The sequence below is a fragment of the Olsenella uli genome (assembly GCF_901212655.1).
GTDB classification, from domain to species: Bacteria; Actinomycetota; Coriobacteriia; order Coriobacteriales; family Atopobiaceae; genus Parolsenella; species Parolsenella uli_A.
The window spans coordinates 13-15737 of record NZ_CAAKON010000024.1; the positions used below are offsets into that span (position 1 = coordinate 13).

The 15725-nt window shown below is 66.7% G+C and carries 10 protein-coding genes and 2 tRNA genes; 6 read left to right on the forward strand and 6 right to left on the reverse strand.

Going from position 1 to position 15725, the window contains the following annotated elements; all coding sequences use genetic code 11:
• The first annotated feature begins 1176 nt into the window (after positions 1-1176).
• Complete coding sequence (locus tag EFAMC2_RS05405) at positions 1177-1383, forward strand: cold-shock protein (RefSeq protein WP_154027832.1); 207 nt, start codon at positions 1177-1179, stop codon at positions 1381-1383.
• A gap of 314 nt (positions 1384-1697) precedes the next feature.
• On the opposite strand, the gene EFAMC2_RS05410 is transcribed toward EFAMC2_RS05405, so the two are convergent.
• The 3 genes from EFAMC2_RS05410 to EFAMC2_RS05420 form a co-directional block, all read right to left on the reverse strand.
• Positions 1698-5279 (reverse strand): UvrD-helicase domain-containing protein, encoded by a 3582-nt coding sequence (locus tag EFAMC2_RS05410; RefSeq protein WP_154027833.1) that lies wholly within the window; start codon positions 5277-5279, stop codon positions 1698-1700.
• Positions 5280-8612 carry a PD-(D/E)XK nuclease family protein gene (locus EFAMC2_RS05415; protein ID WP_154027834.1) on the reverse strand — a complete coding sequence of 1111 codons (3333 nt, stop codon included), beginning with the start codon at positions 8610-8612 and terminating at the stop codon, positions 5280-5282. It abuts the gene before it with no gap.
• Positions 8613-8760: 148 nt separating this feature from the next.
• On the reverse strand, positions 8761-9060 hold the full coding sequence (locus EFAMC2_RS05420) for a YerC/YecD family TrpR-related protein (protein ID WP_154027835.1): 300 nt from the start codon (positions 9058-9060) through the stop codon (positions 8761-8763).
• A gap of 278 nt (positions 9061-9338) precedes the next feature.
• Here EFAMC2_RS05420 and EFAMC2_RS05425 point away from each other — a divergent pair, with 278 nt between their 5' ends.
• The gene (locus EFAMC2_RS05425) at positions 9339-9698 is read left to right on the forward strand and encodes a phage holin family protein (protein WP_154027836.1); all 360 of its coding nucleotides are present in this window, start codon (positions 9339-9341) and stop codon (positions 9696-9698) included.
• Between the two features lie 53 nt (positions 9699-9751).
• On the opposite strand, the gene EFAMC2_RS05430 is transcribed toward EFAMC2_RS05425, so the two are convergent.
• Together EFAMC2_RS05430 and EFAMC2_RS05435 are read right to left on the reverse strand one after the other, a co-directional pair.
• Positions 9752-10927, reverse strand: a complete 1176-nt coding sequence (locus EFAMC2_RS05430; protein WP_154027837.1) for a MalY/PatB family protein — start codon at positions 10925-10927, stop codon at positions 9752-9754.
• A gap of 95 nt (positions 10928-11022) precedes the next feature.
• Positions 11023-12156: a trans-sulfuration enzyme family protein gene (locus EFAMC2_RS05435; protein ID WP_154027838.1), complete on the reverse strand. Its 1134-nt coding sequence runs from the start codon at positions 12154-12156 to the stop codon at positions 11023-11025.
• 468 nt (positions 12157-12624) lie between these two features.
• Here EFAMC2_RS05435 and EFAMC2_RS05440 point away from each other — a divergent pair.
• The 3 genes from EFAMC2_RS05440 (at position 12625) to EFAMC2_RS05450 (ending at position 13870) form a co-directional block, all read left to right on the forward strand.
• Positions 12625-12699: transfer RNA gene (locus EFAMC2_RS05440), tRNA-Val, on the forward strand.
• A gap of 348 nt (positions 12700-13047) precedes the next feature.
• Positions 13048-13575: a nitroreductase family protein gene (locus tag EFAMC2_RS05445; RefSeq protein ID WP_154027839.1), complete on the forward strand. Its 528-nt coding sequence runs from the start codon at positions 13048-13050 to the stop codon at positions 13573-13575.
• Positions 13576-13795: 220 nt separating this feature from the next.
• Positions 13796-13870, forward strand: a tRNA-Val gene (locus EFAMC2_RS05450).
• Positions 13871-14101: 231 nt separating this feature from the next.
• Here the strand turns inward: EFAMC2_RS05450 and EFAMC2_RS05455 are convergent.
• On the reverse strand, positions 14102-14572 hold the full coding sequence (locus EFAMC2_RS05455; protein ID WP_222838526.1) for a DUF4186 domain-containing protein: 471 nt from the start codon (positions 14570-14572) through the stop codon (positions 14102-14104).
• Positions 14573-14737: 165 nt separating this feature from the next.
• On the opposite strand from EFAMC2_RS05455, the gene EFAMC2_RS05460 reads away from it, so the two are divergent.
• Entirely contained in the window at positions 14738-15661 is a 924-nt protein-coding gene (locus EFAMC2_RS05460; protein WP_154027840.1) for a LysR family transcriptional regulator, read from the forward strand.
• Positions 15662-15725: the final 64 nt, after the last annotated feature.

Genomic DNA, 15725 nt, shown 5'->3' on the forward strand with positions numbered 1-15725 from the left:
TTTGGGGCGTCGTGGCGCGGGCAATGACATCCCCGCAACATCACTCGAGGCACAGCTTCTTACAAAAGCCGAGGTAGATTACTTGGACATACGAATTGGCCTTCCTCGAGGTCTGCCCCAACAAAGCAATCGCCCCAATTCATGGACAAAGTGGGGCTGGATCCTGCCCCGAGGATTTGTGGACCCGAGGAATGGCGCGGCTGGATGCCATCCCGGACAAGCAGAGCCCGCGCGCGACGGGGCTGCATCACACCCTGGGGTGATCGTCGCTTCAAGAACGATGAGACAAGACGCCGCCCCGAGATTCAAGGAGAGTCAGTCCAAGCTCTTTGTCGTTCCTTTAGTCCATTGATTAGTGCCGAGCAACATTTTGGCTGATAAATTGATGGTTCATGTGTATCTCAAACGTCATGGATGTTCATGCGGCGTTGGGCTCCGCGTTGACGAGGATGTTGTTTCTGTCCATCTCAAACGTCATGGATACTCATGGGCTCTACGCATCGGAGCGAGCCGAGGGGCACCCTCCCAAACGAAACGTCGCGCAGCCATTCCGCCAGCCCAAGACCGACTGGGCCTTGTGGAGCCGACCCTAGCGGCACGTCGCATGGCCCCGCCACCAACACGGAATCAAACGAGCCTCAAGGCGCCGTCGCAAGCTCGAAGCCAGATCGCCCTGCACTTCCTCACCCAGCGTAGTAGCACCGGTCCGACGCTCGGCGTGGCCTTCTTTGGCTTTTGCGGCATCGCCCGGCACTTCGTGAAGCACTACGTGAAGCTCTTCAAGAACGCCGCGATTCTCCCCTCGGACCTCTTGGCGCTCGACACGGCCGTTGCCGTCTCCTCCAACTACACCTATGCCCTAAACGAGATGGCCCTCTCGGGCATCACCAACATCGCCATCGGCCTCGCCGCCTGCTCGGTCATTCGCCGCCCTCTCGGCCGGGTGCGTTGGTTCCACCGCAAACCCATGCCCAAGAGACCTGCGGGCATGCGTGTCTTCACCAGGGCACGCATAATGAGCAGGGGCTTCTACCGCCGATGGACCTTTTTATGTTTCTCGGACGGGAGCTCTGTACGGTGGGGTAGACTAGTCCCCGTGACCGCGAGGTCGCATTGGTTCCGCGCCGCAAGGCGCAATGTGTTGCCCCGGAGGGGCAAACGAAAGAAAGGCACGTCATGGCACAGGGCACTGTTAAGTGGTTCAACCCGGACAAGGGCTACGGCTTCATCTCTCGCGAGGATGGCGACGACCTGTTCGTCCACTACTCCGAGATTCAGATGGACGGCTTCAAGACCCTGGACGAGGGCCAGGCTGTTGAGTTCGACATCACGACCGGCCAGAACGGCAAGCTCCAGGCCTCCAACGTCCGTAAGTTCGCCTAAGTCCGACTTACATACGCTTGGACAAGGGAGGGGTACCCACGGGTATCCCTCCCTTTTTATGTGAACTCCTCATGTTTGCGGGTGCCCACACGTAAGGTGCGCCCCTTTGGGGAGCGCCGCATCGACAGCCGGGAAGGCCGACATCCGAGAAAGCCCGCCCAAGGCGGGCACGCAGGCGTCACCACCGTTTGGGCCGCCTGCGCCCCCCTTGCATGGGCGCCCTCGTGCGGACGTCCTCGTGCGGACGCCCTCGTGCGGGCGCCCCCCATCTTTCTAGAAGCGATGCCGCATGACGACGGGCGCCCCCCATCTTTCTAGAAGCGATACCGCATGACGACGGGCTCCCCCGTCTCGTCCTCGAGCTCGACGCACACGAAGGCGCAGGTCACCTTTCCGTAGCCCATGCGTTTGAGCACGTAGGCGTAGAAGCGCGCCTGCAGCTCGTGCCGCGCGCGAATCTGCGAAAGCGTGAGCCCCTGGTCGCCCGTCTTGTAGTCCACGAGCAACGCCTCGGGGACCTCCCCGGACGAGGGTAGGGCATCACACGCCAGCAGGTCGATGGCACCCTCGAGGTTCTCGCCCAGAGCTGATGGCGCCTCCAAGAAGAACGGAACCTCCGCGCGAACGAGCGTATGCGAGAGCACCTCCCGGCGAAGGATGCTCCTTCCCCATCGCCCTAAGGCCGCAGTGAGTCTCGGAAGGTCGCGACGGGTGACGCCGTAGTTCCTGGCGACGATGCCCATGCGGGTCTCGTCGGGCACCTCGCCCGTCTCGACCATGTAGCGCGCGAGCTCGTGGAAGGCCGAGCCCAGGCTTGTTGCGCGGTCTGCGTCGTCAAGGTCCGCCGCCTCGCCGTCATCCTCCGTGAGCGGAACCTGAGTCGGGAGCGAAGCGGCCGCCTTTCGCCCCTCCACGGCGGGCACGGGACATGCGGGCACGCCAGAGCCCGTCTCCCCTGGGTGAGGCGCCTCGGGCTGCGGAAGCTCCAGCACGTCTTCCAGACCAAGGCCCAGCGCGCCCGAAGCCAATGCCTGGTGTGCCGAGGAGTAGCTGAACACCCCCTCGCGCGGGCGCCAGGAAGTGAGCTCGTCTGTTGAAGTGGCGTCCGCCGCGCCGTCAGGAATCAGGAATGTGCGCTCGGCCGCGGCGTCGTCATACGAGTAACCAGCCGCGCCCCCGCGCGCACAGGCGCGCGTGGCATCGCAGTCCGGCAGCGTTGAGCCCGAATCCACCTCGACCACGCCCTCTGCCTGGAGCGTGAGGTCAACGCAGCGCACGAGTCCCAGCGCCGCGCCGCCGTAGTCGAAGCTGTCCTCGCCCGAGTGCGGGCGCTCCGGGAAGAGGCCGGCCGCCACCTGCTCCGTCATGGCAGGAGAGAGACCTCCCTTTGAGCGCTCGGATGCGTTCAGCGCCAGAATCACACACTCACGCGCCCTCGTGAGGGCAACGTAGAGCAGCCTGCCGTCCTCGCGTCCCTCGGCCTCCCGATGCTCGGTCTCCATGAGGCAGCGCCACTCCAGGGGACTGGAGCATTCCCGCGGCTCCGTGGGCGTGTCCTCGCCCAAGTCTGGGCATGAGAAAACCTTGGGCGCAAGGGAGAGCACCACGCGGTCCCCCTCGCGGCGGGAGAGCAGGCGCGGCGAGGGACGGCTCGCCTCGGAGCCGCAGCAACCCACCACGGCCACCACGCGAAACTCAAGGCCCTTGGAGGCATGGGCCGTCATGAGGCTCACGGCGTCCAGGCCCTCGCCCGAGAGCGAGGCGGGACCCTCCTTGGCCGCATCGAGCCAGCGGGAGAACTCGTCTGCGGCGCGGATGGCGTCAAGGCCGTCCGGCTCGGACAACTCGCGCACGTGCCTCACGGCCGAGAGCAGGTTGGCCGCGACGGCGCGGCCGGCCACCCCCTCGTCCTCGAGGCGCGAGAGCCATCCGCTCTCCCGCAGGGCCATGAGGCAGACGTCGGCTACGGGCAGCTTGCCCACGCGAGACCAGGCGCGGCCAAGCACGCGGCGGGCATGCGCGAGGCGCTCCGAGGCTCCAACAGGTCCAAAGTCGGGCACGTCGGCACGGGCGCCGGGATAGATCCTGCGCTTTGCCGGTGCATCGAGCTGCTCCTGGGGCTTGGTGGCCAGCAGCAGCATGTCATTGGCGTCGAGCGCGAACATGGGGCTCTCGAGCACCGGGAACAGGCCGCTCTTGGTGTCGCGCGGGTTCGCGAGCGCCCGTACCAGGGCGAGCACCGTGCGCACCTCCGGGGCCCGGGAGAAGGTAGATCCGCCCACCACGACGCTCTCCAGCCCCCGCTCGCGCAGGGCCCGGATGTAGAGGTCCGCCTCGCCCAGGCTCCGCATGAGCACGGCCATGTCGTGCGCGGCCACGCCCGTCTCGCGTATGCGCGCGAGACGGTCTGCGAGCTGCGCCGCCGCAACCTGCGAGCGCAGCGGCTTGGGCACGGGCCTCTTGCCCATGCGGTGGGCGCGCGTGAGCTCAACCACCACGCGAGGGTGGCTCCGCTCCGGGAAGCTCCCGTTAGGGCGCTGCTTGGCCTTGAGGTCCATGAACGCGGGCACGATGCCCGTGTCGCCGCACACGCGCGCCACGAAGCGCAGGATGGCGTCGTTGCTCCTGAAGTTGTAGTCGAGCCGCACGGTGCCGGCCTCGCCCACCTCGGCGCCGCGGTCCTCGAACACGCCCACATCCGCCCCGCGGAAGCCGTAGATGGCCTGCTGGGCATCGCCCACCGTGGTGAGGTGGCACGCGCCCTCGCCCGAGAGGCCCTTGACCATGCTGACCTGCTGTCCGTTGGTGTCCTGGAACTCGTCGACCATCACAAGGCGGAACTTGTTCGCATAGCGCGCGGCGATGTCCGGGTGCTCGCGGAAGGCCTGGGCCACCAATTGCAGCAAATCGTCGTTGTCCAAGACGCCCATCGAGCGCTTGGCCTCGGCATATATGCCGTCAATGCGTCGCGAGAGGTCCATGAGCGGACCTTCGAGCCCCTGCGCCGCGGCCAGGGACACCTCGCCCCTCGCGGCGTCGAGGAGCCTGCGGACCTCCTTGTAGAAGTCGACGACGGCCTTTGCCCGCCACTTCCTGCCGTCGGGCCCCTCGAGCGTATCAAGCAGCCGCCGTGCCTCCTCCCCCGTGCGCTTGCCAGGCGCCAGCTCAAAGAAACCCCTCAGCCTATCGCGCGAGGCAGCTAGCTTCTCGAGCTCGTCGGGGTACTTGGAATCGCAGGCGCACAGCGCCTCGTAGGCATCGAGCAGGGCACGCAGGGCGCCCTCGACATCGATGCGCGCCGGAACGAACTCAAGCGAGTCGAGCCCGCGCTCGGCCGAGGCCGCCTTGTCGCGCAGGGCGGAGACGAGAGCGAGGACGTCTGCCCTTCCACCGGAGCCATATTCGCGAAAGAGCGCGTCCAGGCCCGGGTCCCCCTCGAGCTCGGCGAGGGCCCGCTCTGCCGCCTCGGCGCGCATGACGAGCGCCTGCTGCTCGCCAATCATGGAAAACTCGGGGTCAAGCCCCAGGTCGAGCGAATTCGTGCGCAGGATGCGCGCACACATGTGGTGGATGGTGCTCACCCAGGCGGAATCGACCTTGAGCGCCTCCTCAGCAAGGCCCGCCTCACGAAGGGCGCCGCGCACGCGCTCCTTGATCTCGCCGGCGGCCTTCTCCGTGAAGGTGATGATGAGCGCCTGGTCCAGACTGTCGAGGAACGGCCTGCCGCCCTCGCCGGACCCCGGGCAGAGGGCCCACACGATGCGGCGGGTCAGGGTGAACGTCTTGCCAGAGCCGGCGCCGGCCGCCACGAAGACGGGGCGGTCGAGCGTGGTCACGATGTCGCGTTGCTCGGGCAGAAGGCCCTCCAGCAACCCGGTTGGGTCAACGGCAGCCATCTACGATAGCCTCCTCTCGCAGTCCAGAACCGGACACCAGTTGCAGGCGTCCTTCGCAATCGGGCGGGCGTCGATGACACCCGCGCGCATGTCGTCGATTGCCTCGGCAATCTTCTCCTCGGTACGGTCGAGCAGCTCATCGAAGGTGCGAGCGCCCGGCACCGGCAGGCTCACGCGCTCCACCTCGGAGGCCCTGAGGTCTCTCGCCGCCCATACGGCATCAATGTCGCGGGCGCTCACGGCTCCCGCTATCTGGTGGTTGCCGCGAGTGCCAAGGTATACGGCGCCCACGACCTCGACCCCGCTGCCGCGCAAGAGGTTTCGGGCCACGCTCGCATAGACGAGCGTCTGGACGCGCCGCGGCAGCCTAAAGCCGGCGGCAAAGTCCTGCTCGCCGCGTGGACTCAGCGCATACTCCTCGAACAGCGAGCTCTTGTGCTTGTAGTCGATGACAAGCGCCTGGCCACGCTCGTTGACGTCGATGCGGTCTATCGTGCCCACAAGGTCTGCCCCGGCGTAGGTTGCCGCAAGGCCCGAGGTGCCGCCGAAGCGCCCCTCGAACAAGCGGGGCTCGAAGCCCTTGAAGCGGGTCGACTCGTAGGCGAGTGTGTCCACCAAATCTCGCTTGAGCTCGTCTAGCTTGCGCTGCTCGGCCTGGCCATGTGGAATAAGCGCCTGCTTGGAGCGCACGTTTCCCTCAAGCCTCTGGTGCTCGAGGTGCTCGTCGAACTCCGCCACCAGCATGTCCGTGGCCTTGGCAAGCGTGTCCTCGTCCACACGAGAGCCCGGAACCCGCACGGACGGGTCAAACCAGAACAGCGACCCCTCCGGGCGTTCGGCGGCGTCCTCGCCCACGAGCCCCGCCTTCCTCGACGCGGCGAGGAACAGGTCGCGATGCGTCACCTCCAGCACGCGGTGGGCAAAGGTGCCCATCTCCATGTTGGAGAACCCGGCGTCGCAGTCATCAAGCCCAAGGCGACGCAGGGTGAACCACTTGTAGGGGCACTCGAGGTAGCTTTCGATCTGAGACGCCGAGAGCGAGGGGCGCCCCTCGGGGAGTTCCGCCTGGCCATCGCGCGGCACCACGACGAGCCGGCGCAGCGCCTCATTGAGCCGACCGGCGGCCGCAGCCCCCGGAACCCTGCGAAGCGGCGTGCGCGCGCCGGTAGCGCTGAGGTTCTCCTCAACCAGGCCCTCGTCGCGCTTGGAGGCGGCGTCGGGGCGCAGCAGCGGCACCTCGTCACCGTCAACCTCCTCCGTGGCATAGCAAGCCAGGACCTCCGAGAGCATGACCGCCGGGAAGGTCTCCGAGGCACGCTCGTCACGCGCCGGGCGCACGAGGGCAAGCTCGGAGCGCGGCGCGCGCACCGCGGCGGCAAAGGCGGCTCGCGCCAGCTGGAGCCCGTCTGCGGCAACGTCGACACCCGTATGGGCAAGCAGCTCGTCCAGAGCCCCGTCGGCTACGGAAATGGATGAAGACGCCGCATCGAGCCCCAGGTAGACAAGGACATCCGCAGACATGGGCGGCAACGCGGCGGTAGCCTTAGAGGACACGATGAGCACCTCGCAGGCGGCCTCAGGCGCCGTGAGCTCCACGCGCCACGACGCGCGCACGCGATCGAGCGACATCGCGGCAAGGTCCACGAGCTCGGTGAGGCTTACGCCGTCCTTCCCAAGGGCGACGCCCGCATCCTTGAGCGCGCGCCCGGCGGCGCAAATGGCCTGAAGCGCCGCGGCGTCCTCCAAGGCAGACAGCACCTCCTCGGTGGGCGCGGGCTGGGTGGGAACGTCTTGAGTGGAGACGTCCGCGCCCGCAGGAGCGGCAGAGCCGGACGGTCCATTGGACGCACGGCCGGACGCATCTGTAGGCGCACCGTTGGCCCCCTCAGACGAGGCCCGCTCCTCAAGCCCCGCAGAGAGCCTCGTTGCCGCCGCGGCGATGTGGCCGCTCATGAGCTCGCGCACGCATGCCGCCAGGGCAGGCGAGGTGGCAGACGGATTCGTGAGGGTCTTGAGCACGGCCGCGGGCGTGAGGATGCGGTTGCCGCGCCAGTTGGCGTCGCGTCCCCACACACGCTCGACGCTCATGCCGCCCACGTTTGCGAGGAGGAAGTCGGAGATGTCTCGAGGCGGCCACCAGCTCATGTCCGGCAGGGGCTCGGCTGGGTCCTTGGGGCTGGAGGCATCGAGCTCGACCAGGCGAGCGACCTCCCCTGCGAGGCGCAAGAAGCCGGCGCCCACCCTCGTCTTGGCGGCGGTGCACCCCAACTGGGCCCGCACGGAGATGCCCCGGGCGCGGAGCTTGGGAGCGATGCCCTTCCACGCCCGGCGCACATCCGGCACCACGAGAACTACCCGGCTCGCACCCTCTGAGGTGCGCTCCACCACGTACCGGCACACGGCCTCGTCAACCGCGAGCGGGCCCGCAGGCTCAAGCAGCCGTACGGCACCTGTGGGCAGGATGCCCTTGCCCTCGCGCACACGAAAGAGCCTATCGAGAAGACGCTGAAGCTCGGGAGCCCTCGTGCCGGGACCGTCGACCAAGCCCGCCGCGTCGCCGCCAGCCATAGTCCCTTCCTCGCCCGCGTCGTCGGCGGCAGGCACAGAATCGCACGCGACCTCAATACCTCGCCCGCTCGCCGTCTCGGCGAGCTCGGCCACCATGCGGCGCACCTCGGCAGAGGCGGGTCCCCCGTCATCTCTTGCCAGAACATCCACGGAGGTGACCTTGCCAAGGGCGACGGCAAACTCGCGCGTGGCACGCGGCATCTCGCCAAAGCCCAGCAGCAGGCAGGCTGGCAAGCTGGCGTGCTGGTTGGCCATGCTGCCGGGGAGGAGCGCCAGCGCCTCGCAGGGCTCAACAAGCCCGCGGCGAACAAGCTCTCCGCCGTAGGCCTCGACAAGCTCGACGGCGCGTCGCTCGCCCTGCGTAAGACCTGGGCGCTCGCTCTCGGGAGGAAGCCATGGCAGGGCACGCTGCGCCAGCTGGCAAAGCACCCCCGCCGTGCCGCTCCCCCTGTCAAGCGGGGCAACCTCGGGCTCCGCGGAAAGCAGGCGTGCCATCATCACGGCACGCTGGGGAGGCGTCACGAGGGCACGGCCGTCTCCATAGAGTGCCCAGCGCAGCCGCAGCCAGGTCTCGGGCGTCGCGCACTCGACCCCCAGGGCAAGCTCGGGATTCCGCGCCAGGGCACGCTGCAGCTCGAGGGAGAGGGAGAGCGAGGGACACAGCACGAGCACGCGGCCGCCCGCACGCACGGCATCGCGTATCAGCCGAACGGCAGATGGCCCCACCAGCAGCTCTTCAGACGTACTCGCGATGTGCAGCGCCATGGCTCTCCCGTCGTCGCACAGCCCAGGGCCTCGCCAGCCGGCAAGGCCCCCACTTCAATGGATTCGATGGTACCGCGCATTCCGGACAATAAGTTTTGGACAAAGGCCTTTGCCCGATCCGCTCGGCTGGGCAAAGGCTATACCTGCCCTACTCGGCACTCTCCATGCGGTCGAGGACGCCGCGATAGCCGCCAACGGCGCCGTTCAGGCACTTCGAGACGCGGCTCACCGTCGTGGATGAGGCGCCCGTCCGTTGTTGAACCGCAAGATAGGGCTCCCCCGCATCGAGCAGGCGAGCGACCTCAAGGCGTTGCGAAAGGTCCTCGATCTCGCGCGGGGTGCACAGGTCGAGCAACAGGGCCGAGGCCTCCTCGGCCGTCTCTATCTGCGCCAACGCCTTCGCCAGCACCTGAGCCGACTCCGAAGCCATGACCTCTCGCGCGTCCATCACGCCTCCCCGCTCTCCCCTATCGACGCTCGTCACTTTAGCGCATTAAAGTGCCCGGGGCAAAGCAGTGGGTTAGCGCCATCGGGGACAGACCCTTTGCGCCTCCCTCCGGCACGAGGCGCCCGACGGCCCGTGGCGTCGAACGGAGCGGAACCAAGACCGGCATCCCCGCCCCGGCTCGCGAGCCAGCGCGTGGGAGGCCGCGGGCACAGCGAGCGCCCCGGGCCTCCGCACCGCGCGTGGGTATACTGCCCCAAACGACTTTGGAGGTCATGCACATGGGATTCATCGGAACCTGGCTTGTCACGGCCATCGCCGTTGGGGCCGCCGTCTGGCTCGTGCCCGGCATAGAGATTGTGGGAGGAACCTACGCCGCGGCCATCTTCACGGCCCTCTTCCTCGCGCTCGTCAACGCCATCGTCAAGCCCGTCGTGAAGACGCTGAGCCTGCCGCTCAACATCCTCTCGCTCGGCCTGTTCTCGCTGGTCATCAACGCGTTCATGCTTGAGCTCGCCGGCTACCTCTCCCGCAACATCACCCACGCCGGCATCTACGTCACCGGCTTTGGCGCCGCCTTCGTGGGCTCCATCGTCATCGCCATCGTCACGATGATCCTGGACGGCGTGGTGAGCGACTAGCTCCCAGGCGGAGGAGCCCCAGGCGCCCCCCCACGCCCGCCTTTCACAGCTCGCTAGAGGCGCGCGACAGCCCCCGCGAGTTGCACGAGCGCCCGCTCAACCACAGAGCGCGGGCAGGCCACGTTGAGGCGGATGAAGCCCTCGCCCTCGGGTCCGAAGATGTCGCCGAAGTCCACCCAGAGCTTCGCCTCGTCCTCGACCAGACGGTGGAGCTCGTCCTCGCTGAGCCCAAGCGCGCGGCAATCGACCCACAGGAGGTAGGTGCTCTGGGGCTCCACGAGGTGCAGCGCGGGCGCATGCTCGCGAAGGTACGCGCCCGTGAGGCGGATGTTGTCCTCCACGTAGGACTTCATCTGGGCAAACCAGTCCTCGCCGTGCTCGTAGCAGGCCTGGCCGGCAACGATGCCCATGGTGCCCAGCTGGCTGTAGCCGGCGGCGGCTACGGCATGGCGGAAGCGCTCGCTGAGCCCTGCATCCGGCACGAAGATGTTCGAGTCCTGCAGGCCCGCCAGGTTGAAGGTCTTGCCCGGCGACGTGCAGATGACGGCATGCGACGCATAGGGCTCGCCCAGCGAGGCGAACGACGCGTGCGCAAAGCCCGGCCGCGCGAAGTCCGCGTGGATCTCGTCGGAGACCACCGTCACGCCATGGGCGAGGCAGATGTCGCCCATGGCCCGGAGCTCATCCTCCGCCCAGACGCGCCCCACCGGATTGTGGGGGTTGCAGAGCAGGAAGAGCGCAGGTCTCTCCTCGCTCACGACGTGCTCGAACTCGGTCGCGTCAAAGCCGTAGGAGCCATTCGCATAGGTGAGCGGGGCGCGTGCCACCACGCGGCCGTTGTCCTCGATGACCTCCCTGAACGGGTAGTACACGGGCGGCTGGATGAGCACCGCGTCGCCCGGCTCGCTGTAGGCACGCACCGCCGCGGCCAGCGCAAAGACCACACCCGGCGTAAGCGTGCAGGTCTCGGGATCCGGCCGCCAGCCCTGGTGGCGCTCGATCCAAGAGCAGGCAGCGGCGAAATAGGAGTCGTCCGGCTCAGTGTAGCCAAAGATGCCATGCTCGCAGCGCGCCACGAGGGCGTCGACGGCCTCCTGCGGAATGCGGAAGTCCATGTCCGCCACCCACATGGGCAACAGGTCGGCCGACTTGCCGCGCCGCTCGGCGCAGTCGTACTTGAGCGACCCGGTGCCATGGCGGTCGATGACCGCATCAAAGTCGTACGTCATACAAATCCCCTCATATGTCATTGGGGACAGGTCCTTTACAACCATCCTGAAACTGCCGTTACCAGGAAAGGTACAAAGGAGCCTGCCCCCTCTCACTAGGCCAGGGCCTGGGCCAGGTCCGCAATGATGTCATCGGCAGACTCGAGGCCCACCGAGAGGCGCAGCATCCGCTCGTCGATGCCCTTCTGGGCCAGTTCCTCCAGCGCCACGTCCGCATGCGTCTGCGTCTTGGGGTAGGTGACGAGCGTCTCGGTGCCACCCAGGCTCTCGGCAAACATCACGAGCCTCACGCGACGCAGCAGCTCGAGCGCCCGCTCCTCCGCATCAACGCCAAAGGTCACCATGCCGCCAAAGCCCCTGCCCTGCGAAAGGCACAGGTCGTGACCGGGATGGTCGGCCAGACCCGGGTAGAGCACGTAGCTCACCTGCGGCTGCTCGCGCAGCCACTCGGCCAGGCGCAGGGCGTTCTGCTGGTGGCGCTCCATGCGCACGGGCAGCGTCTTGATGCCGCGCGAGACCAGCCAGGCGGCAAACGGGTCGAGCCCCGAGCCGATGGTCTTGATGAGGTAGCGCAGGCGCTCGGAAACCTCCGGACGCGCCGAGACCAGAAGGCCGGCGATAACGTCGTTGTGGCCGCCGAGGTACTTCGTGGCGCTGTGGACCACCACGTCCGCCCCCAGCGAGATGGGGTTCATGAAGTACGGCGTGAGGAACGTGTTGTCCACCACGAGCAGCGCGCCCGCGGCGTGGGCGAGCTCGGCCAGCGCCGCGATGTCAGAGACAGTCATCGTAGGGTTCGTGGGGCTCTCCACGAAGAGGGCTGCGGCACCGGGAGCCAGCGCCTCCTCCACGGCCGCGAGGTTGGAGGTGTCGACGCGCACGGTCTCGACGCCGTTTTTGGCAGAGACACTATCGAACAGGCGAATCGAGCCGCCATAGAGGTCCCACGAGGCCACGATGCGGTCGCCAGGCGAGAAGAGCTCCATCAAACACGAGATGGCAGCCATGCCCGACGAGAAGGCGAGCGCGTCGTCTCCGCCCTCGAGCGCGCAAACCGTGTTCTCCAGCACCTCGCGCGTAGGGTTCTGCAGGCGTGTGTAGTCGTAGCCCGTGCTCTGGCCCACGCCCGGATGGGCAAACGAGGCCGTGAGGTAGAGCGGGGGCACGATGGAGCCGGTAGGGTCCTCCGCATGACGGGGCGGGTGGATACAGGCAGTCGAGAAGTCCATCTCGGATGATCCCTTCAGAACGAGAGCTAAGGCTCACGCGGGGCGTGCACACGCGCCGGGCGAGCGCGCGCCGGGCGAGCGCGGTTTTTCGGTCCCAAGGATAGGGCATCGTGCCGCCGCGTTCACCCGCCTGCTTCGCGGATCGAAGGATGGGGCAACCAAATCTCCGATTATTTGTTCCCTAACCTTCGATCCGCGCGCAGGGATGCCGCCGATGGACCCACATTCCGCCCGTCTGGCAGGCAACCTTTCCGTCGCCGTCCGCCTTCGGCTCGCGCAGCAAGGGCGCCGCACGGCGGAGCGCCGAGATGTCGCATGGCGAGAAGTGACACGCGAGATGGCGTAATGCATGGGACACTGAGACACGGCTCGCCGAGGTTGCGCGCAAAAGATCTTTGAAAAAGCTCTTGCGCGCCAGCAAGACTTCTTGCTAATATAGCCCTCGCGCTGAACAGCGCACCAACATACGGGCGTTTAGCTCAGGGGGAGAGCGCTTCCCTGACACGGAAGAGGTCACAAGTTCAAATCTTGTAACGCCCACCACATTGCCGCAGGTCGGGTTTTCCCGGCCTGCTTTTTCTTCACTTAGAGTTCTTCGATGACCGTCAAGCGCTCTCACGTCCAACCAGCCGCTCAGAGGTGCCCGCCACTCACAAGGCTCGCAGCTCTATCCGCCTGAATGACGCTCGGTATCGCCGACATTGCGCTTGCTGGCTGCGGGTCCAGCACCACAGGCAGCCCAGCCACAACCAGCGCCGCATCATCCCCTCCCGCCGCGGGGCTGTAGCCACTCGCTTTCACATCGCTCTCGCCCGCCGAAGGAGCCAACTGCCCAGCCGGCACTTGGGTATAAAGGCCTGTCGACGTGAGATATCAAACCAGGGGGCCATCATGAACTTGCTTGAGACCATGCTGCATCGCAGGAGCACACGCACCTACACGGGAGAGCACGTGACGAAGGAGCAGCTCGACAAGGTCCTTGCAGCGGGGCAGTCCGGCGCCTCCGGAAAAGCCCTCTATCCCTGGCAGTTCGTGGTGGTGCAGAACAGGGACACGATAGCCCTGCTCGCAGACTCGCGCGAACGCGGCGCGGGCAACACGGTGGCGCTCGCCGACGCGGTGATCGCCGTGTTTGGCAACGCCCAGAAGAGCGACATCTGGATCGAGGACTGCTCTGGGGCCCTCAGTAACATGCACCTCATGGCCGACTCCCTCGGGCTCGCGAGTTGCTGGATTCAGGGCAGGCTGCGCCTCGCCAAAGACGGGCGCTCCACCGACGAGTGCGTCCGCGAACTACTGGGCGTGCCAAGCCCCTATCACCTCGAGGGCATGCTCGCGCTTGGCGTTCCCAAGGCGCACCCCGCGCCCCACACCCTCGACGACGTTGACCAGTCGAAGATTCACTGGGAGCACTTCTAGGTGCGAGGCCTCGGCTCAAGGCGCCCAAGGGAGAAGGCAAGCCGGCAATCGGCACCTAGCAGCGTGGTCTGAACGCAAGGTGACAAGCGGCCCAATCGCAGCGCGTTGCCACGCAGCCGAAGCACGGCGAAAATTTTTTCAAGAATCCCCTTGTGCAGAGACCTGGTTTGTTGCTACTATAGCTCTCGCACTTTTGGTCCCCAGAAGGTGCATCACATTCGGGCGTTTAGCTCAGGGGGAGAGCGCTTCCCTGACACGGAAGAGGTCACAAGTTCAAATCTTGTAACGCCCACCATACATGATGAGGCCGAGGCTTTTGCTTCGGCCTTTTTCTTTGACGAGGGTCTTTCGTTCATGCGCCATGGCTCTTCTTGTCGCTGCGATTTCGCAGTCGCGGCCTCACTTTGTTGCCCGCGGCAGAAATGAGCCTCGCGATCTTGTCTGGATTGGCAAGAAAGTGCTGGTCAAGCTCCTCGGCCACCTACGCCTCGCCCGCCCGGGCCTCTGCCGCCTGCATCTCGGCCACCTACACCTCGCCTGCCCGGGCCTCTGCCGCCTGCGTCTCGACCACCCGCACCCCCTCAATCCGACCCTTGGCCGCCCGCGCCTCGTCCCTCCGGCGCTGGCGCACCAGGTCTTGCCGAATCCAGCGGATGACGAGCTCGGTGAGGTCGTTCAGCTCGTCCTCGGTGAGCGGGCGGCCCTTGGGAATGCGGTGCCACTTCTCGATGCACCCGCGACAGCATGTGGCCGTGGCGTGCTGGGCGGTGAAGACGGGATGGCCCTTCCACGGGGTCTGCCGGCCGTCGTTCTCCGGCCAGGCAGTACCCACGCGCTTGGCAAGCAGGTCGCGCGCGTGCTCGCGAATGGTTGCCTCGCCCTTGTCGAGTGCGTACGCACGGTCCTTGGGCGCGAGGCTGAACTTGGCGCGGAACTTGGACGTGCCAAGCCGCTCGAGCGTCCGCATTGCCCAGGCCCTGACCTGTTCGTCATCCATATGCCAGTCCATCGGCCCCGCCCGCCTCCACTCCGTTGCGCACACGGGCATCGTACCCCTCGCGCGCGCCCGAAAGCGTACTGAGCGCCCACTCGCGGCGCACAGCCGCCGCCGGTGCCCTAAGATGGTCCGTGGCGTCGACCCCACCCCGGCGAAAGGACCCCCATGACCCTCACGCAGCTCCGATATGTCGCCAAGGTCGCGGAATGCGGTTCAATCACCGAGGCAGCCCGGCAGCTCTACATCTCCCAGCCAAGCCTCTCCGCCGCCGTGCGCGAGCTTGAGGGCGAGCTGGGCATCGTGATCTTCAACCGCAACGCCCGCGGCATCTCGCTCACGCCCGACGGCTCGGAGTTCCTCTCCTACGCGCGCCAGATCCTCGAGCAGATCGAGCTCGTGGAGCAGCGCTACGCCCACGCGTTGCCTTCCAAGCGCCTCTGCGCCATCTCCACCCAGCACTATGCCTTCGCCGTGAACGCCTTCGTGAAGCTGCTCGAGAGCATGGACGCCCCGGAGTACGAGCTCACCCTGCGCGAGAGCCGCACCTACGAGGTGTTCGAGGACGTTGCCGGCTACCGCAGCGAGCTGGGCATCATCTACCTGAGCTCGTTCAACGAGAAGGTGCTCCGCAAGCTCATGCGCGAGAGCCACCTCAGCTACACGCCGCTGTTCAACGCCCCTCCGCACGTGTTCCTCAGCGCGAGCCACCCGCTTGCCGGCGCCGAGAGCGTGACGCTCGCAGACCTCGACGACTTCCCCTACCTCTGCTATGACCAGGGCACGCACAACTCCCTCTACTTCTCCGAGGAGCTGCTGCCAACGGAGAGCCACCGCAAGACCATCGTGGTGACCGACCGCGCCACCCTCTTCAACCTGCTGCGCGGCGTCAACGGCTACACGATCTGTTCGGGCGTGCTCAACTCGAACCTCAACGGCAGCGACATCGTCTCGGTGCCCCTCGTGACCGATGAGACCATGCAGCTGGGATACCTCACCAACGACCGCGCGCGCCTCTCCCCCATGGCCACGCGCTACCTCGAGGAGCTGCGTGCCCTCATCGCCGCGGAGGGCTTCGAGGTCCTGGGCTAGGCACTCGGGGCAGCCGCGCAATCAGCGACTGCGAACCATGCGCGCATCCCGGGCCGGAGGCTCA